Genomic DNA, 17,468 nt, shown 5'->3' with positions numbered 1-17,468 from the left:
TTAATCTCCAACTATTATTTTTTATCTTTATTTTTCCCGTTATCCTGTTTATACAGATATACCAGGATTTCTGCTACTGCCGTATAAAATTCTGAGGGGATCGGCCTGTCCAGTTCACAGGAATTGTACATAGCCCGTGCAAGTGGTTTATTTTCAATGGTATAAACATTGTTTTCTTCCCCCACCTTTACGATTCTTAACGCCAGTTCATCTAATCCCTTGGCAAGTACTACCGGAGCATTGTCATGATCAGGATCATATTTTAAAGCAATGGCCACATGGGTAGGATTTCGTATGATCACATCTGCCTGGGGAACCTTCTGCATCATCCTGCTGGATGCCATCTGACGCTGCAGGCTTTTGATCCTGTTTTTAATCTCAGGATTACCTTCTGTCTGTTTATACTCATCTTTTACTTCCTGCTTTGTCATGCGAAGCTCTTTTTCATATTCCCAGCGCTGATACAGATAATCGCCAAAGGCAATGACCATAAAGGCAATACATACACGTATCAGCAGATCAAAGATCATTTTCATCATATAAGCCGCAGATGCTGCAGGACTCATATCGATCATTGATGCCATGGGCTGCAGATCCTGCTTCAGTATGTTGTAAAGCAATACCAGCAGCAGTGTTATCTTGATGGAGTTTTTCACCAACTCTACTGCATTTTTCATGGAAAACAGACGTTTTATGCCTGAAAGAGGATTAAGCCTGTTCCATTTTGGCCGGATGGATTTAAAGGATACATTAAAACGTGTTTGTACTCCATGCGCCACAATTCCAAGTAAAAGGGCTAAAAGCAACAGAGGAAGCGCACATTTTAAAAACACAGACAGTGTAACAAAAACAAGACTGGCTGAAAGCATATCTTCTGAGGACCGGGCTGCTCCATCTATGACCCAGGTCATATAATTTTTCATCTGTCCATATATAAAAGGAAGCCATATGCGGATCCCGAAAAATATGCCAGCCAAGATCACTACGGTAGCTACATCCCTGCTTTGGAAGATATTTCCTTCTTTTCTGGCATCCCGCCGCTTTTTGGCGGTAGGCTGTTCGGTTTTCTCCTGGCCACTCTGTCCCATCTTCTATGACACTCCTTTCAGACTGGTTTCATATTGCTTAAAAGCTTCCACATCATCTGATACATATATGTAAAGATGGTATCTATATAATCTGCCATTGGCGAAAACAGTAGCAGCATCATCAAAAGCCCCATTATGATCTTTACCTGGAAATTTACCGTAAAAACATTGATCTGGGGAATGATACGCATCAGAATCCCCATTGCCAGTTCTGATACAAGCTCAATTGCTATCATTGGAAATGCAAACTGCATACCAGTAAGGATCCCCTGGCAGAATCCAGCTGTGATCACATGGACCAGCATGGGATTAAATGTCACTTTTCCAAAAGGGATCAGCTGTACCGACTGGTAAAACAATGCTAACAGCCGCAAATGACTGTTGCTGGCAAAAAAGATCAGTACCATAAATGCATAATAAATACCGGAACTGACCGTTGACTGGGTTCCATACTGGGGATCATAAACCTGAGCCATGCTAAGTCCCATTGAATAATCCATAATGGAAGAAGCAAACCGGATCGTAAGGAATGCCAGTTCCATTGCAAAGGCTAACACTGCCCCAAGAAAAAGCTCTCCCGCAAGCATCAGGATGTATTCTGCCATTGATCCCGGATATGCCATCTGGGTCTGGTCTGCAGACAGATACAGGAGCAGTGACAGGGCAAAAATAAAATATGCCCTTATTTTTACAGGAAAATTACTTTTTCCAAAAAGGGGATTGAATCCGATGGCTCCGCTCATACGCATCACTGCCATTGAAAATGTGATAAACATAGATCTTCTTTACCCCTTTGCGATCAATTCCACTATGTATTGAAAAAATTCCTGAAGCATGACCAGCATAGAACTTCCTAAAAAACCTAAAAGCACCATAATAGCCAGCAGCTTGGGGACAAATGTCATTGTCTGTTCATTGATCTGTGTGGCTGCCTGAAAAACAGCAATGACCACACCTACGATCATACTGATCAACAGAAATGGCAGCGACAGCTTCATTGCCAGCTGGAATGCTTCATACATGATATCCAGGATCTGCACTTCTGTCATATTCCCACCTCTTTCCTACCGGAAGCTTTGTACCAGACTGGAAAATAAAAGTTCCCAGCCATTTACTGTAATAAATAAAAGTAACTTAAAGGGAAGAGAGACCATAGTTGGCGGAAGCATTACCATACCCATGGACATAAGGGTGGTAGACACCACTATATCTATAAGCAGAAATGGAAGATAAATCAGAAATCCTGCAAGAAACCCTTTTTTTAATTCGCTGGTCATAAAAGCTGGTACAACAACAGTAAGAGGATATTCTTTCACATCTTTCTTAACTTCCTGTTTTGACATCTGTACAAAATGATCCAGCGTATCCTTCTCTGTATTGCGAAGCATGAATTGCTTCAGTGGATCTGCCATGCGGCTTACTGCCTCCTGCTGTGTGATCTCCCCATTTTTATAGGGCTCGTAGGCAACCGTATTGATCTGGCCTATAACCGGACTCATAATATACAGCGACAAAAAAAGTGCCATGCCTGTTAATACCATATTAGGCGGTGTCTGCTGGACTCCCATTGCATTTCTCGTAAAAGAAAGTATGATTATAATACGCATAAAGGAACTCATCATAACCACAATGGAAGGAAGCAATGCTGCAAAGGTAAGCAGCATGATAATATCCAGCGCAGGAACATTTCCTCCATTTAAGCCTGTAATCAGCTCATTCATTCGTTTTCTCCTCCTTAAACCGTTCCAGAACCTGGATCCCCGTCTGACTAGTCCCAAGCAGATATTGGTTTTCATCCAGTTTAAGAAGAATAATGTACTGATCATTTCCTACTTTTAGTTGTTCCAGTATCCGCATCTTTCCCCCCTTATTTCCATAAGGGGCGTTTTTCCCCAGGTACCGGCTTGCCTGCCATGCCAAAAACAAAATGACTACAAAAGCAAGCAGCATACCTGTTGTAGAAACAATATCTGTTATCATATTAAGGGCTCTCCGGATTGATATCCCTGGTTACAATATCGGTAATACGGATACCAAAATTATCCTCTACTACTACAATATCTCCCCTGGCAACACACTGTCCATTTACATACAGGTCTGCCTGTTCTCCTGCCATTTTGTCCAGGACTACAAGAGATCCCTGGGTAAACTCCAGAATATCCTTTACCAATTTCTTAGTGCGTCCTATTTCCACTGATATCTCCAACGGCACCTTCATGAGCATTTCCTGGTTGGCGCTTTCTTCTCCATTTTCACTTCCAGAAGATTCAAGACCAGGCGCATTGGCCGGCCGGATCAGGGCAGGTTCCCTGGATTCCTTTTTCCCTTCCTGTTCCCGTTTTTCCATATCCTGCATCAGCTGCATCATCTGCACCTGTGACTGCTGCATCTGATTCAAAAGCTGTAAAATAGCCGGATTCATATCTGCAGAAATACCAGCTGGAATCTGGGAATATACCGGCTGCGATGTAGGTGCTGGCTGCGGTGTAGATGCTGGCTGTGGGACCGGTGCTGGCTGCGGGGCCGGTGCTGGCTGTGGGGCCGGTTCTGGCTGCGGTGTAGGTGCTGGTTCTGGATCAGGCTGCGTTTTTTCTTTCTCTGCTGCCTCTTCTATTACCTTCTCTGCAGTTTCTTCTACTGCCTTTGATCCTGACTCCTTATCTTCTGTCTGAACCTCTGCTGCTTCTTCCAGGGATATCTCAAATGGTTCCAAAAGCCTTTTGGCAAGCTTTTCCGGCATAATATTTAAAAACTCACTTTTCAGCTTTCCTTCGATCTCAAGGGTAAAGGAAATGACCACCATAGGAATTGCTTCCGGAAAATACTTGTTTTTAAAGCTTTCTGCGTCTGTGATCTCAAAAGAAACTGGTGTGGATATATTAACTGTAAATTTCAAAAATTCTGAAAGTGCCGTTGCTGAAGCACCCATCATCTGGTTCATTACCTCACAAATAGCACTTCTGTTGATCTCATCCAGTTCAAATTTATCATCTGGTACCTCTTCGCCCAGAAGGGTTCCTACTATGATGCGCACGTCATTTCTGCTGAACATCATAATATTGCTTCCTTCCAGTCCCTCTACATAAGCGATCTCTACTCCTACTGCCGGTTCCAGCTTTTTAAACTCAAACTGATCCCTTGTAAGGATCTTTACCTTTGGAGTCGTAATGTGAACGGTAGATCCTAAAAGGGTAGACATTGCTGTCGCTGATGCTCCGAGGCTGATATTCATCATCTCCCCAAGAGCATCTATTTCCATCTCATTAAAGCTGAGTGCACCCATTCTTATTTTCCTCCTGTTTTCTACTTACCGATTTCCAGTGCTTTCTGAGCCATCAGCTTAATTGCGTTTAACGCTGTTACATTTGCTTCATAAGACCGGGTCGCTGACATGCTGTCTACCGTTTCCTTCAGCACATCCACATTTGGCATAGTCACATAGCCGTCTGCATCCGCATCCGGATGATCCGGATTGTAAACTTTCTTAGCTTCTCTGTCATCTTCCACAATGCCAGAAACTCTTACTCCTGCATGACGGCTGGTTATTCCTTTTCCCCGTGCTGCATTTTCCATTGCCTGGGCAAAAGACGTATCTGAATAGCTTTCAAGAAGTACATTTTTCCTTCGGTATGGACCACCTGACTCTGTCCGCGTTGTGTCCATATTTGCTATGTTTTCTGCCGCAATATCCATCCTGACACGCTGTGCGCTCATTCCAGAAGCGCTTATATCGAATGAACCTAAAAATGCCATAACAGTTCCCTCCTTATGGATCATTTTCCTAAAATGTCATTTACAGTTTTTACAATTCTCTGTGCATCAAAAGGCTTCACCACAAAATCACGGGCACCTGATTTGATCGCATCTACAACCATGCTTTCCTGTCCCATTGCTGTACACATAACAACTTTGGCATTTGGATCACCTTCACGAATTTTTTTCAAAGCCTGAAGCCCGTCCATATTTGGCATGGTGATATCCATAATTACCATGTCCGGTTTTTCCTCACTGTATTTTTTTACTGCTTCTGCCCCATCCTGTGCCTCGATAAAATCGTTATATCCACTTGAACTGAGAGCTTTCTTGATCATCATCCTCATAAAAGCAGCATCGTCTACCAGCATTATCTTAGCCATTTCTTATTCCTCTTCTTCCTTCATTCTTATTTATACTCCCGTATTCCGGAGCGTATTTATCCTTGTTCTTTTACAGATCCGTCACTGTTATCAGGATCTTCTTCCTTCTGCGGCATTATATCCGTTTTCTTTTCTTCTATTTGTGACGCAATGCATTTTTCAATCTTCACAGCCACATTTTTCTTATAACATCCCATTTGTCCTGTAAACCAAGGCTGACGTCCTACAAAAAGTCTGACCGGACTGTCTTTTGGCTTTCCAAGATCGATCACATCTCCTACCTGGATCTGATAAAGTCCTTTCAGATCCAGCTGTACCGTGCCAAGCTGTCCTGTAATAGGCAGTTTGGAGTAACGGATATTATCCATGATCTTCTCTTTATTATCCTGATAAGAAAATCCTCTTGCCAGGTGCTTGCGGTTGTCAATACTGTGAAAGATCACCGTAAGAAGATTGCCCGGAAGGCAGATCTTTACTTTTTCCTGTGCCTGTCCAGATATGTCCACATTTAAAATGATAATGGCTACTGTTTCATCCAGACCTACATCCTGGACCATGGTTGGATTTTCTTCTACATGTTCTACGGAAAAAACAATGCTCACATAATTCGAAAATCCATCCTTTAAGGTACCTGTCATATATTCTACAATCCGCTTGTACAAAGCACGTTCCACGTCGGAATACCGGTAATCATCCTCTACTGCTACAACATCTTCGCCCCCCAGCATATGGTTGATCAGTGTAATCACCATACCCGGAGTTACAAACAGCATCAGTGGAACACTCATTTTTTCTTCTCCTGCTATTGATGCGTCTATCATTGTCATGCAGTCGTTTTCGTGAAGGGCATTTACGTATTCGTAATACCTTCTTTCCTGTACATCCAGCACCGTTATGTCCGTCATCACGCGGAAAATACCGTTGATCTGGGAAGTAAGAATACGTGCATAATTCTCAAATACACTCCTGAGGATCTTCATTTTTTCTTTTGTGAATTTCCTCGGGCTGAAAAAGTCGTATTTAATATAGTTCTTTTCTTCTGGTGACAGAGGCTGTACAGATTCGGTTTTCTTTTCCTGTGCTGGTGCATCCGCACTCATGGATTTTAAAAGTGCATCTATCTGGCTTTGTGATAAAACATCTGCCATTCTTCCTGACCTCTCTTATTCACTGGTATTTTGCATTTTCTCCACAGACCCTGCATCTTCTGCACCTGCATCTTCTGCACCTGCATCTTCTGCACCTGCATCTTCTGCACCTGCATCTGCTGCACCGGTATCTACCGGTGCCTCTGTATCTGCCGGTACGGTTTCACCACCCTGGGAAGAGCTTTGTGACTCTCCTACTGTTACTACTGTAGTATTCGCATATTCACCGCTCTTAAACTCTTTATAATACTCATTCAGGTCTCTTTCTTTTGCCCCATTATCTAAAAGCAAAAATTCAATCCTGCGGTTTTTTATCCTTCCTTCTTCTGTGGAATTATCTGCTATAGGGCGATATTCACCATAACTTATATCCACCAGCTTCTCCGGCTTTATTACATTCTGCTGCTGAAGATAAATACATACTTCTGCAGATCTCATCGCCGAAAGGATACGGTCTTTTCGTATAATCTGTGGATTGATCTGTGAATTATCTGTTACTTTCGCAGTGTGGGACATGATATTAACCTGTTCAATCCCACCTGCTGCAGGAGCTATGGCTTTTGCAAATGTATAGAGGACTGCCTGTCCTTCCCGTGTAAGCACGGAGCTGTCTGCACCGAAAAACACATTATTTGCAAAAGAAACATAAGTATAATCATCTCCCCTGATGACCGTAGCCTCCTTTACACCCGCCTGATTCAGGCTTTCAGCGATCGTAAGATACAGTTCATTTACATCTTCTGCCTGAAGAGCTTCCTGGGCAATCTCCTGGCCGATCTCCTGGCCTTTGCTATCCACCTCTGGGGTATCTGACATCTGGGAATTAATGGTAATATTCTCTGATCCCTGGTTCTGTATGCTTGGGATGCTTTTCACAAAAATAGTCCATTTCTGTGCGTCCAGGTTAGACATGGAATACAGCATGATAAAAAATGTAAGCAGCAATGTTACCATGTCTCCATAAGTATCCATCCAGTTGCCGCCGCTGTCTGTGGGGCGATTTTTCTTACTCATTTATCTTCCTGTTCCTTCCCCTGAAAATCTCCAGCTTCTGCTTTTGCAAGGATCTTCCGCTGCTGTGACTGTTTAATCGATGCAAGAAGATGTTCCCTCAGGTATTTTGGATTTTCTCCTGCCTGTATGGCAATGATCCCTTCAATGATAGTAGAACAATACAGTTCTTCCTCATCCTGACGGATCCTCAGTTTCTTTGCGATCGGATTAAAAATAACATTTGCAAGAATACAGCCGTAAAAGGTTGTGATCAATGCTACTGACATGTCACTGCCGATAGTAGATGAACCGCCTGCATCCATATTCATTCCCTTCAGCATGTTGATCAAACCGATCAGGGTACCTATCATACCAAAGGACGGTGCATAAGATGCAGCTTTTTCATAAAGACCTGCCGCCTGGTCGTGACGGACCATCATATTATCCAGTTCTCTTTCCAGAACCAGCCTTACTTTGTCCGGATCGTTTGCATCTACGATCATCAGGACACTCTGCTTAAAGAAAGTATCCTTGATCTCCGCCGCTTTATCCTCCAACGCCAGAAGGCCGCTCTGCCTTGCTATGGTTCCCAGATCTACAAGCTGTTCGATCAATTTGGGGATATTATAGCGGTTTCCCCTTATAAGTACTGCAAAATGCTTTGGGATATCCTTTAATATCCCTAATGGATAGCTGGACAAAGTTGCTGACAGAGTCCCACCAATTACAATGACCATACTGGGGATATTAATAAAGTTACCAATCTTGGCAAAACCGATTCCGTTTACAATTAAAGCAAAACCCAGGATTATACCTAGTAATGTTGTAGGATCCACCTGCTTTTCCTCCTAAATCTGCATCTCTTTTTTTATGCTGACACACCTTTGAAAGAACCCGGTCACCTGATCTTTGATGCTTTCTACACTGTCTTTTACCAGATAGTAATCTCCATTCATCATACGGATCTTTGTTTCCGGAATCTGTTCGATCAATTCAACCTGAAGCCAGTTCAGATATAAAATCTCTCCGTTAAGTCGTTCTACACAGATCATATTCCTTACCGCTTCATGTTGATCAGATCAGACAGGATCTCATCACTGACTGTGATGATCTTTGAATTGGCCTGAAAGCCTCTCTGTGTTGTGATCATATCAGAAAATTCCTTTGCAAGATCCACATTGGAAGCCTCCAGATATCCGGTCATTAAAGAAGAGGTGCTTCCTCCTGGGATCGTAGCGGAAGCATTACCACTGTTATCGCTTTCTGCTGCCCCATAGTAAAAAGAACCCTTTTTGCTTAAGCCCTCCGGATTCTGGAAGGTGGCAATGGCAACCTTACCGATGCTGACGGTTTTTCCATCCTTATCCGGATCCGTTGACTGTACTGTACCAGAAATCTCTCCCAGACTGTTAATCTTTACATTTGTCAGCTGCAGCGGATCATCACCAAAATCATTGCCTGTTACATCACTAGGAACCTTGATGGCTACAAGATCTCCATCAAATCTCGTTGGCTTATCTACCTCATCCGGACGGAAACCATAAACAAAATTTCCGTTGGCATCTGTAAGATATCCGTTTCCGTCAATCTTGAACTGACCAACTCTGGTATAATCAAAGTCCGTTTTCTTCATATCCGCTACTGTAACCGTTTCTGTGCTCTTTGGGAATGTAATAAAGAAGCCTTCTCCGTTTACACTTGCATTAAGACCACCTACATAGGTTGGTGTAGAGGCACTCATATCCGTACTGATGGAACCCATCATGGAACCATATCCATACTGGGCTGCATTTACACCACCGGCATTCTCGCTTCCCTTTGTGGAGGTGGTGGAAGTCTGGTACATCGCCTCTTTAAAGCTGTAGCTCTGGGACTTAAAACCAAATGTATTTACGTTTGCAATATTGTTGCCGATGACGTCCAGTTTGTTCTGATGCGCCCTAAGACCTGATACTGCTGAATCCATTGCTCTTAACATATTCTTTTGCTCCTTTTTACATTTCTTCTGTTTCTGTATCTTCAGATCCTGTGTCTTTCAGATCTGCATTTGCTAACTGTTCTGTGATCTTATCTGTTTTTTCAGATCCTCTGTCAGGATCTTTTTCACCTGCTTTCTCTGGAAGCTTTCCTACTCCCAGGACACTGGACATCTTATAGCTGGTATCATCACCTTCCAGACGTACCACCGGATCTCCCTGGGTAAAATCAACAGAAATTACCTTCCCATATTTCACGCCATTTGCTGCCCCGGTATCAGGATCCGTAACCGCCACAGTTACCTCCTGACCGATCAGGCTGCCTGCATATGTCTGAGTTGTAACAGCAGCTGATGTATTTAATGACTCTGTCATGGCAGTAAGTGACTGGACCATTGCCATATTTGTCATCTGGGACATCATTTCGCTGTTATCCATAGGGCTTGTCATATCCTGATTGGAAAGCTGTGCTGCTAACAGCTTGATAAAGCTGTTTACATCCATCGTGTTCTTGCTGTTGGATCCGGCACTGTAAACACCTGCCTGATACGGGTTTGCAGTGCTGCTGACTGTTATTTGATCTGCCATATCACTTTAATCCTCCTTCTAGGTCAGTCCCAGCCTTAGCTGTTGGGCAAAGCTGTCATCCTGCTTCTGGCGCTGCTCTTTTTGATCCTGCCTGCCGTTTCTGCCATGACCGGGATCCTGATCCATGTTTTGCCTGTTTTCAGTCTGTTCCGGTGTGTAAATAACAGTAGGAGTTCCTGTTTTTTCTTCCAGGATCTGTGCCAGATGCCCTGCTTCTTTGCTTAATATCTCCAGTGTTTTTGCACTGGTTGAAAAAATAGTGACCTCTGTTTTTCCTTTTTCATACTCCAGCCGGATAGTCAGCTTTCCAAGCCTTTCCGGCTCCAGGGAAAGCTCCAGCTTTCCTTTTTTTTCACTGATCTTTGTATCCAGGTAGTTTCCCAGATCCTCTGTCAATGTATCCTGGGCTGTTGGCAGCCGGTCTGCCGGTCCTGTATCAACAGCAACTGGTTTTGCTGCTGTGCCAGCTGAACTTTCAACAGTTCCTGTATAACCGGGCGATGCCAGGGCTGTCATTTCCTTTCCGGAAATATGTTCCTTCTGGTCTGGTATTTCTTCTTCCCGGTTCATTTTGGCAGTTTGCTTTGACTGCCCGGCTTCTTCTGCCTCTCCTGATTTTTCTTTCTCTCCAGTCTGGTCCGATCTGTTCCGGAGCTTTAAGTCATCTGCATGGACAGCTGTTTCTGTGTGGGGGGATTCTGTGTGGGGGGATTCTGTCTGCTGTATGGTACTGACCGCTGCCGTCTGGTCCTCCATTCCTGTTTCCACCGTTGTCTGTACAGCCAGATCTTGTATTCCATTTATTTCATTGTTGTAAACAGCAGGCGTTTTACTATTTTCTGCTGTTATCTGTACAAAGGTCCTGTAACAGGCTTCAGAAACATAGGCAGCTGCCAGTTCCTGCTCCTGCTCTTTTTCTCCATCCTGGCTGTTCTTTCCGTCCTGTATGTCCGTTACTTTTATTTCTGCTTTTATTTCATCTGTTTTTACGTTTTCTCCGGACTGCCTGCCATTAACCTGTTTTTCATTTCCCCTGTTTTTGGTTTCTTCTGGCTGTGTTTCTTTATTTTTTGTTTCCCCTGTTTCTGCTTTTTTTGTTTCGTCATTCTGGGCTGCTTTTTTCTGGTATTTTGTCAGCATCGATGCAAAATCTGACCCATTCTCCACTTTTTCTTCTGAGTTCGTACCTGACTTCACAGAATATCCTGTTTTTATCTGACCGGTATTTTCAATCCTGCTCAACCTAGATTACCTCCCTGTTTTGAGAATATCTGGCTGTTCTTGAAGCAAATTCTTCTATAAACAGCTCCTGTGCCTTTTTAGCAGCTTTTTCATACTCACTCTGCCGCCTGTCCTTTAACTTTTCATAACGGGACGTATCTATCTTTGCAGCGATCACCTGTACTTTTTTCTTTTCTTCTTGCTGCTGTAAAAGCTTTAACTGTTCCTGTTTTTTCCGGATCTGATCTTCCATTTCACTGATATACATACCATAAAGACAAATATCTTTTATCTGTACATCCTGTTTTTTCAAATCATCCATCTTATTCTGGGCAGATACCAGCTTGTTCTCCAGTTCCTGTATCTCTGCTTCTTTTTTCCGGATCTGTGCCAGAAGTGTACCATGTTCTGCCTTAATGCTGTCCAGAATCTGTTCCTTATAATGAAGTACATTTTCAAGACTGTATTTAAATCTCTTCATCTTAAGTATCATCTCCTATAACTGCTAACCCACGATTTTTTCCATTCTCCTTATGCTTTCCTCATAAGGGATATTTTCATTTGTTTCCTGTTCCAGAAATTTATTCATATCACCTATGCGGTCAACTGCTTCATCCAGAGCACTGTTTGCACCTTTTTTGTAAGCGCCAATGGAGATCAGGTCTGCATTTTTCTGATAAAGACTTAACATGTTCCTGAACCTTGAAGCTGCTTTCCTGTGTTCTTCCCCGGCTATATCATTCATAAGACGTGAAATACTTGCACTGATATCAATAGCCGGAAAATGGTTTGCATTAGCCAGCTGCCTGCTTAAAACAATATGACCATCCAAAATACCTCTGACTGTATCAGCCACCGGCTCATTGGTATCGTCTCCCTCCACCAGTACCGTATAAATCCCGGTAATGGAACCTTTTGCAAAATTCCCGCTTCTTTCCAGAAGCCTTGGAAATTCTGCATAAATAGAAGGTGTATAACCTCTGGCTATAGGCGGTTCTCCAATAGCAAGACCGATCTCCCTCTGTGCCATGGCATATCTGGTAAGAGAATCCATCATCAGCAGCACATCTGCTCCCTGATCCCTGAAATATTCAGCGATCGTTGTTGCAACCAAGGGACATTTCATACGCAGCATTGCCGGCTGGTCTGATGTGGCTACAATAAGGACAGAACGTTTCATGCCCTCTTCTCCCAGATCCTTTTTAACAAATTCCAGAACCTCCCTGCCTCGCTCTCCTACCAGGGCGATCACATTGATATCTGTTTTTACATTCCGGGCGATCATTCCCATCAATGTACTTTTTCCAACACCGGAGCCTGCAAAAATCCCCATTCTCTGACCTTTTCCAATGGTATTTAAACCATCAATGGCCTTAATCCCAAATTCCAGATGTTCCCTGATAGGAGGACGGTTAAGAGGGTTGATATAGGCACTGTCTACTGTATAAAGCTTCCCTGGGGGAAACTCTCCTTTTTCGTCAATGGGATGCCCCAGCGCGTTGATGATACGGCCTTTCAGGAAGTCTCCCACCGGTATCTGCAAACGGCATCCGGTATTGCGGACAAAACTTCCCGCTGTGATCCCGCTGATATTTTCATAGGTCATCAGCTGTATTTTGCCATTTTTGAATCCTACCACTTCCGCAGGAACCTGACAGTTCTCAGCTTCATTGTAGATCATAACAATATCACCAATACCGGATCTGCCTCCGGAAGCTTCCATTGACATTCCCACTACATTTTCAATTTTTCCAATGCGGTCTGCTGTTTCTGCCTGCTGTATTAACTTCAGGAGATTTTCATACATGGTTTTCACCTCTGTGTACTTTATGTATCCATAAAATCTTTATGTATTGGCGTTGTCTACAAGTCTGTGTATATTTTCAAGCTGGGTATCTACACTCATATCTATAATCCCGTCCGGCATTTCGATGATACAGCTTCCGCATTTTCCGTCCTCCATTACTATAAATTTGACGTTGTCAGAGAGCCGTGACAGTTTCTCTGCCAGATGTCCATCTGCCTGAACCATGGTCTCATAGTCTTCTTTTTCCATATAGATCTTGACCCAGTCCATTTTCTGCAGTTTTTCTGTTTCAGCTTCTATCATCCTGCTTATAACAGAACCGCTGGATCTCAGGCTGATATGGATCACTTTTTCAGCCACTGCCACAGCAATATCTTTTAATTCTTCCAGATATTCTCTGAGGCATTTTTCTTTTTCTTTGTTGATCTCTATTAAGGCTTTTTCCAGGCTTTCTTTAAAAAACCGCTGATTTTCACGATGTTTCGCCTCATTTTCCTTTTCTGCCCTAATCAGTCCCTCTTCATAGCCTTTTTGTCTGCCTTCTTCAAATCCTTTCATCTGGGCTTCCTCAGAGATCTGTTCTGCCTTTTCCTTTGCTTCCTGTTCAATGGCTGCCGCTTCTTTCCGGGCTTCTTCTAATATTTTTTCTTTTTCCCTGAGCCCCAGCTCTATTTGTTCCTGACTGCATTCCAGACCATTGTATGTATCATTGTCCGCATTTAAAGAAGCTTCCGTTTCTTTTTTATTCTGCTTTTCTGTTTCTGGTTTCTGTGCATCCGGTGCCGTAAATACCTGTAAGGGAAGCTTCCGGACTCTGGCTTTATTTTCAAAGCCTGTATCCTGATCAGACAACAATGTTATCGTCATCTCCTCCCTTATTGATTATTACTTCTCCTGCATCTTCCAGTTTACGGATCAGATTAACAATACGCTGCTGTGCCTCTTCCACTTCCTTCAGTCTTACATTGGTAGTGATCTCCAGATCGCTCTTGACTGTTTCTGCCATACGCTTGGACATATTTGCAAAGAATACGTTCTTCATATCCTCTGATGCAGTCTTTAATGCATATACAATATCCTTGGAATCGCAATCCCTGATAAAACGCTGTACAGATCTTGGATCCATATCGATGATATTCTCGAACATGAACATCTTGTCCCTGATGCTTTTTGACAGTTCCGGATTATCTTTATCCATTTCATCAAAGATCTGTTTCTCGTTTCCTCGGTCAACATGGTTCATCACATCTGCCACATAATCAATACCGCCCAGGTTCATATTATCCTCACTGGTAATGATCGTAGCGAATTTCCTCTTCATTTCCTCTTCCACAATAGCTATTGCCTCAGGAGATACACGGCTCATATTTGCCATGCCTTCCAGTACCGGTATCCTTTTTTCATTTGGAAGCTGTTCCAGTATCTGGGCCGCCTGCTGAGGATCCATATAAGCCATGATCAGAGCGATCACCTGGGGCCGCTCATGCTGGAGCAGGGCAAGAAGGGATTTGGGATCTCCCTTTGTAAAAAAGTTAAATGGCTTGGACTGGAGAGTCTTGGATACTTTTTCCAGAAGATTTCTGGCTGTGGTTTCTCCAAAAGCTTTTTCCAGTACACTTCTGGCATAATCCAGACCTCCATCTGTCATCATCTTGTGGGTAAGGCACATTTTATAAAACTCATCTAATGCATTCTCCACCTGGGCATTATTTGTTTTTCCAAGCTTTGCTACCTCATAAGTCAGGTCTTCGATTTCCTGTTCACTGAGATATTTATAAATCTGGGAAGCGCGGTCTGCTCCCAAAGACACAACTACCACTGCTGCTTTCGCCCGCGCATCCATTTTATCCAGTTCGGATCCCCCGGTAATATCTGTTATCTTACTTTCCCCTATTTCTGCCATCGTTTCCTCCACCAGTAAGCAGCCAATTCTGGATCAGTTTTGCTGCGATCTGCGGATTTTCATCCACAAAGGAACCGATCTCCTGTTTTAATTTCAGACTGTGCTGCATTTTCAGATTTAAAATTTCTTCATTTTTCTTAAGTTCATCGTCCTGTCCCTGAAGCGCCGACTGTTCCTCTTCAGTTAACAAGGATATATTCCCATCATTTTTAGTTTTATTGTCGGCGGCAATGGCATTTTGAGAATTTTCAGTAATCGCACCTCCATCCGGTATCTGTTCCAACAGTGCCTGTCTTTCTTCTTCTGACGCTTTCAAATGCTGCCTGCTGAGTATCAGCAAAGCAATCAGCAATACCAGAAGCAGCCCACCTGCCCCTATGGCGATCAAAAGAGGCAATGGAAGCTTTGCTTTCTGTGCCGGTGCTGTTACCGGCACCGCGTTTGTGTTTTTACTGGCTGCTGAAAGGGCTCTTATAACTGTGATCTTTGAAGGAGCGTCCTCCTGGGTAATACCTGCTGAATTAGCTACAAGACTGACCAGATCTGCGTCTGCAATAGATGTATCATCTGTATCAATAGTAACGCCTACTGTTGTATTTTCCAGAACACCAGGATCGATCTGACGCTGTTCTTTTGTGGAATTATACAGCCACTCTCTTATTGCGCTGTTGTTGGAATATGTATCTGAACCTGCCTGTGTGCCTGTCTGGCCCGTATAACGGGGTGTATCTGCATTAGCATCTGCGCCTGCTACGCCTCCATTTCCCGAAGACGTACTTCCTGTATTCTCCCCTGCTGTTTCTTCTTTTTCCAGCAGTCCTGTTTTATCATTCTGGTCAACCTTATCCGGAGTGGTATACTGGACTGTTTCCTGGATCAGCTTCTGCATATTCAGTGTGCCTTTTACAGAAACTGCAACTTTTCCCTGTCCATACATTAATTCCAGGACCCGGCGCACATTTCCTGCTATACTTTTTTCTACCTGACTGGTAAGCTCTGCTACATCTTTTCCTGTACCGGCAGTATTACCTGCCTCATCTTCACCGCCGACTTCCATCATGGTAGCAGCATCAAATACAGAAACATTGGTAAAATTCATTCCCTTTACAGCTCTTGCGATCAGGTTCTTGATAGCAGCTGCCTTTGTATCTGTCAGATCCTGTCCGGGATCCATTGTCACCACAACAGAGGCTGATGCATCTGTCTGCTGTGTATCATCCAGTGCATATTTCTGGGTTCCGCCTTCTGCTATGGTCACTTTTGCATCACGTACCCCTTCAAATAATCCGATCTGGGCACCAAGACGATCCTGAAGTTCATACAATGTATATTTTTCCTTATCCTTTTCAGTGCTCATGATTCCCGCATTATTACGGTACATATCATAAGTAAAGCCGCTTTTAGGATATCCTTTGCTTAGCAATTCAGCCCTGGTCTTATCTACTGTATCTGACATTACCTGGACAGAGCCGTTTTTGTCATTGTATCTGTAATCAACACCTTCATCCTGAAGAAGACTTACAACTGCCTGGGCATCATCCGAGCTCATTCCTGTAAACAAGGTACTGTATCCTTTTTTCGTGCCTATATTCAGGACCAGAAGTCCGGCTGCCGCCAGGATAATCGTCCCCGCTGCAATGACTGCGATCATTTTTTTTGTTTTCCCTGGCATCTTCTGCCATGCTTCTTTTAGATTCTGCACTGTTCCATTCATCCTTTGCATTTCCATATATAGCAAATATTAAAAATCTACTGTTCCATTCCATGGCCAGCAGTATTAAACACTCATCTTTAAAATTTCGTTATACGCTTCCATTGCTTTATTTCTAAGAGAGATCATAACTTCCAGGCTCAGTTCTGCTTTTGCCTGGGCGATTGGAAGACTGTGGGCATCTTCTAACTGCCCCGTTGCCAGAAGATACTGTTTCTGTTCTACATCCTTCTGTGTGTCGTAAACATTTTGCACTGTATCTTCAAGCACTGACTGGAACACAGATTTTGTGCCATTTTCTGTTCCTGTTATTTTTTTATCATTCTTTTCAACAGCATCCCACCCTTTCATAGGGGTAATAAACCCATTCACCTGTTCAATCATTTTATATTTTCTCCTTAACTGTATAATTTGTATGATTTAAAAGTTTTTAGCTGCGCTGCGCAGACGTGAAAGGTCGCTACTTACAGAACTGATCATAAACTGGTATTCATAAGCTGTTCTTGCCAATTCAACCTGTTCCTGATCCATATCCACATTATTCTCATCCAGTCTGGTTGATTCATTTAAGGTTGTATGGACAGACGGTCTCATATTTTCAATCCCTCTTGCCACATTTTTCATAGAAGTCTTCTTCACAGTAAGAGCAGACCGGATCTTCTGTGCCAGTTCATTCTCAAAGGTCATATATTGTGACTTAAAGCCTGGCGTATCAACATTTGCAATGTTGTTCATAGTCAGGTTCTGTCTCATCCATAAGCTGTCCAGGGTTTTTTCTCCAAGTAATAATCCATTTCCATACAAGTCCATCATAAATGTTCATCCTCCTGTGTGGCCGATATAATTTTCTTCAAAAAATACATACCGTTAATATCCCTTGATGGAAGGGGTTACAAT

General features: G+C 43.1%; 22 protein-coding genes. All 22 read right to left on the bottom strand.

What is annotated here, in order from left to right; genetic code table 11:
* Positions 1-14: 14 nt before the first annotated feature.
* Positions 15-1,088, bottom strand: a complete 1,074-nt coding sequence (gene flhB / locus ABCW45_RS11570; protein ID WP_117483989.1) for a flagellar biosynthesis protein FlhB — start codon at positions 1,086-1,088, stop codon at positions 15-17.
* 17 nt (positions 1,089-1,105) lie between these two features.
* Positions 1,106-1,864 carry a flagellar biosynthetic protein FliR gene (locus ABCW45_RS11565; RefSeq protein ID WP_117514368.1) on the bottom strand — a complete coding sequence of 253 codons (759 nt, stop codon included), beginning with the start codon at positions 1,862-1,864 and terminating at the stop codon, positions 1,106-1,108.
* A 9-nt stretch (positions 1,865-1,873) separates the two neighbouring features.
* Positions 1,874-2,137: a flagellar biosynthetic protein FliQ gene (locus ABCW45_RS11560; protein ID WP_015553141.1), complete on the bottom strand. Its 264-nt coding sequence runs from the start codon at positions 2,135-2,137 to the stop codon at positions 1,874-1,876.
* A 15-nt stretch (positions 2,138-2,152) separates the two neighbouring features.
* Complete coding sequence (fliP, locus tag ABCW45_RS11555; protein WP_015553140.1) at positions 2,153-2,809, bottom strand: flagellar type III secretion system pore protein FliP; 657 nt, start codon at positions 2,807-2,809, stop codon at positions 2,153-2,155.
* Positions 2,802-3,068 carry a flagellar biosynthetic protein FliO gene (gene fliO / locus ABCW45_RS11550; protein WP_015553139.1) on the bottom strand — a complete coding sequence of 89 codons (267 nt, stop codon included), beginning with the start codon at positions 3,066-3,068 and terminating at the stop codon, positions 2,802-2,804. Before fliO ends, fliP begins: the two co-directional genes overlap by 8 nt.
* Position 3,069: 1 nt before the next feature.
* Positions 3,070-4,371 (bottom strand): flagellar motor switch protein FliN, encoded by a 1,302-nt coding sequence (fliN, locus tag ABCW45_RS11545; protein ID WP_343220883.1) that lies wholly within the window; start codon positions 4,369-4,371, stop codon positions 3,070-3,072.
* 20 nt (positions 4,372-4,391) lie between these two features.
* Complete coding sequence (flgC, locus tag ABCW45_RS11540) at positions 4,392-4,841, bottom strand: flagellar basal body rod protein FlgC (RefSeq protein ID WP_015553137.1); 450 nt, start codon at positions 4,839-4,841, stop codon at positions 4,392-4,394.
* A 20-nt stretch (positions 4,842-4,861) separates the two neighbouring features.
* Positions 4,862-5,224 (bottom strand): response regulator, encoded by a 363-nt coding sequence (locus ABCW45_RS11535; protein ID WP_015553136.1) that lies wholly within the window; start codon positions 5,222-5,224, stop codon positions 4,862-4,864.
* A gap of 56 nt (positions 5,225-5,280) precedes the next feature.
* On the bottom strand, positions 5,281-6,372 hold the full coding sequence (locus ABCW45_RS11530) for a flagellar motor switch protein FliM (protein ID WP_117483991.1): 1,092 nt from the start codon (positions 6,370-6,372) through the stop codon (positions 5,281-5,283).
* 15 nt (positions 6,373-6,387) lie between these two features.
* The gene (locus tag ABCW45_RS11525; RefSeq protein WP_343220882.1) at positions 6,388-7,386 is read right to left on the bottom strand and encodes an OmpA/MotB family protein; all 999 of its coding nucleotides are present in this window, start codon (positions 7,384-7,386) and stop codon (positions 6,388-6,390) included.
* Entirely contained in the window at positions 7,383-8,201 is an 819-nt protein-coding gene (locus tag ABCW45_RS11520; RefSeq protein ID WP_120040165.1) for a motility protein A, read from the bottom strand. The genes ABCW45_RS11525 and ABCW45_RS11520 overlap by 4 nt, the downstream gene beginning before the upstream one ends.
* Before the next feature lie 12 nt (positions 8,202-8,213).
* On the bottom strand, positions 8,214-8,417 hold the full coding sequence (locus ABCW45_RS11515) for a flagellar FlbD family protein (RefSeq protein ID WP_117483994.1): 204 nt from the start codon (positions 8,415-8,417) through the stop codon (positions 8,214-8,216).
* Positions 8,418-8,422: 5 nt separating this feature from the next.
* Entirely contained in the window at positions 8,423-9,343 is a 921-nt protein-coding gene (locus tag ABCW45_RS11510) for a flagellar hook-basal body complex protein (protein ID WP_343220881.1), read from the bottom strand.
* A 16-nt stretch (positions 9,344-9,359) separates the two neighbouring features.
* Positions 9,360-9,929, bottom strand: a complete 570-nt coding sequence (locus ABCW45_RS11505) for a flagellar hook assembly protein FlgD (RefSeq protein ID WP_117483996.1) — start codon at positions 9,927-9,929, stop codon at positions 9,360-9,362.
* Positions 9,930-9,947: 18 nt separating this feature from the next.
* Entirely contained in the window at positions 9,948-11,171 is a 1,224-nt protein-coding gene (locus ABCW45_RS11500) for a flagellar hook-length control protein FliK (RefSeq protein WP_343220880.1), read from the bottom strand.
* A gap of 1 nt (position 11,172) precedes the next feature.
* Positions 11,173-11,631 (bottom strand): flagellar export protein FliJ, encoded by a 459-nt coding sequence (locus tag ABCW45_RS11495; RefSeq protein WP_015553130.1) that lies wholly within the window; start codon positions 11,629-11,631, stop codon positions 11,173-11,175.
* Between the two features lie 24 nt (positions 11,632-11,655).
* Positions 11,656-12,957: a FliI/YscN family ATPase gene (locus tag ABCW45_RS11490; protein WP_015553129.1), complete on the bottom strand. Its 1,302-nt coding sequence runs from the start codon at positions 12,955-12,957 to the stop codon at positions 11,656-11,658.
* 39 nt (positions 12,958-12,996) lie between these two features.
* Positions 12,997-13,824, bottom strand: coding sequence for a FliH/SctL family protein (locus ABCW45_RS11485; protein WP_117483999.1), 828 nt, complete (start codon positions 13,822-13,824; stop codon positions 12,997-12,999).
* Positions 13,802-14,860: a flagellar motor switch protein FliG gene (gene fliG / locus ABCW45_RS11480; RefSeq protein ID WP_215703697.1), complete on the bottom strand. Its 1,059-nt coding sequence runs from the start codon at positions 14,858-14,860 to the stop codon at positions 13,802-13,804. Before fliG ends, ABCW45_RS11485 begins: the two co-directional genes overlap by 23 nt.
* Positions 14,838-16,574: a flagellar basal-body MS-ring/collar protein FliF gene (gene fliF / locus ABCW45_RS11475; protein WP_343220879.1), complete on the bottom strand. Its 1,737-nt coding sequence runs from the start codon at positions 16,572-16,574 to the stop codon at positions 14,838-14,840. The genes fliG and fliF overlap by 23 nt, the downstream gene beginning before the upstream one ends.
* Before the next feature lie 63 nt (positions 16,575-16,637).
* On the bottom strand, positions 16,638-16,955 hold the full coding sequence (gene fliE / locus ABCW45_RS11470) for a flagellar hook-basal body complex protein FliE (RefSeq protein WP_015553124.1): 318 nt from the start codon (positions 16,953-16,955) through the stop codon (positions 16,638-16,640).
* Between the two features lie 36 nt (positions 16,956-16,991).
* Entirely contained in the window at positions 16,992-17,384 is a 393-nt protein-coding gene (gene flgB / locus ABCW45_RS11465) for a flagellar basal body rod protein FlgB (RefSeq protein ID WP_015553123.1), read from the bottom strand.
* Between the last annotated feature and the right edge of the window lie 84 nt (positions 17,385-17,468).

This window comes from Pilosibacter fragilis (assembly GCF_032490495.1).
In the GTDB taxonomy this organism is placed as follows: Bacteria; Bacillota; Clostridia; order Lachnospirales; family Lachnospiraceae; genus Pilosibacter; species Pilosibacter fragilis.
The sequence above is the reverse complement of the archived record's forward strand: the minus strand, read 5'-3'. Positions and strand labels throughout refer to the sequence as shown.

Excerpts from the sequence above, each read along its gene's own strand:
- flhB (WP_117483989.1), bottom strand. The coding sequence starts at position 1,088 with ATGGGACAGAGTGGCCAGGAGAAAACCGAACAGCCTACCGCCAAAAAG.
- ABCW45_RS11565 (WP_117514368.1), bottom strand. The coding sequence starts at position 1,864 with ATGTTTATCACATTTTCAATGGCAGTGATGCGTATGAGCGGAGCCATC.
- ABCW45_RS11560 (WP_015553141.1), bottom strand. The coding sequence starts at position 2,137 with ATGACAGAAGTGCAGATCCTGGATATCATGTATGAAGCATTCCAGCTG.
- fliP (WP_015553140.1), bottom strand. The coding sequence starts at position 2,809 with ATGAATGAGCTGATTACAGGCTTAAATGGAGGAAATGTTCCTGCGCTG.
- fliO (WP_015553139.1), bottom strand. The coding sequence starts at position 3,068 with ATGATAACAGATATTGTTTCTACAACAGGTATGCTGCTTGCTTTTGTA.
- fliN (WP_343220883.1), bottom strand. The coding sequence starts at position 4,371 with ATGGGTGCACTCAGCTTTAATGAGATGGAAATAGATGCTCTTGGGGAG.
- flgC (WP_015553137.1), bottom strand. The coding sequence starts at position 4,841 with ATGGCATTTTTAGGTTCATTCGATATAAGCGCTTCTGGAATGAGCGCA.
- ABCW45_RS11535 (WP_015553136.1), bottom strand. The coding sequence starts at position 5,224 with ATGGCTAAGATAATGCTGGTAGACGATGCTGCTTTTATGAGGATGATG.
- ABCW45_RS11530 (WP_117483991.1), bottom strand. The coding sequence starts at position 6,372 with ATGGCAGATGTTTTATCACAAAGCCAGATAGATGCACTTTTAAAATCC.
- ABCW45_RS11525 (WP_343220882.1), bottom strand. The coding sequence starts at position 7,386 with ATGAGTAAGAAAAATCGCCCCACAGACAGCGGCGGCAACTGGATGGAT.
- ABCW45_RS11515 (WP_117483994.1), bottom strand. The coding sequence starts at position 8,417 with ATGATCTGTGTAGAACGACTTAACGGAGAGATTTTATATCTGAACTGG.
- ABCW45_RS11510 (WP_343220881.1), bottom strand. The coding sequence starts at position 9,343 with ATGTTAAGAGCAATGGATTCAGCAGTATCAGGTCTTAGGGCGCATCAG.
- ABCW45_RS11505 (WP_117483996.1), bottom strand. The coding sequence starts at position 9,929 with ATGGCAGATCAAATAACAGTCAGCAGCACTGCAAACCCGTATCAGGCA.
- ABCW45_RS11495 (WP_015553130.1), bottom strand. The coding sequence starts at position 11,631 with ATGAAGAGATTTAAATACAGTCTTGAAAATGTACTTCATTATAAGGAA.
- ABCW45_RS11490 (WP_015553129.1), bottom strand. The coding sequence starts at position 12,957 with ATGTATGAAAATCTCCTGAAGTTAATACAGCAGGCAGAAACAGCAGAC.
- ABCW45_RS11485 (WP_117483999.1), bottom strand. The coding sequence starts at position 13,824 with ATGACGATAACATTGTTGTCTGATCAGGATACAGGCTTTGAAAATAAA.
- fliG (WP_215703697.1), bottom strand. The coding sequence starts at position 14,860 with ATGGCAGAAATAGGGGAAAGTAAGATAACAGATATTACCGGGGGATCC.
- fliF (WP_343220879.1), bottom strand. The coding sequence starts at position 16,574 with ATGAATGGAACAGTGCAGAATCTAAAAGAAGCATGGCAGAAGATGCCA.
- fliE (WP_015553124.1), bottom strand. The coding sequence starts at position 16,955 with ATGATTGAACAGGTGAATGGGTTTATTACCCCTATGAAAGGGTGGGAT.
- flgB (WP_015553123.1), bottom strand. The coding sequence starts at position 17,384 with ATGATGGACTTGTATGGAAATGGATTATTACTTGGAGAAAAAACCCTG.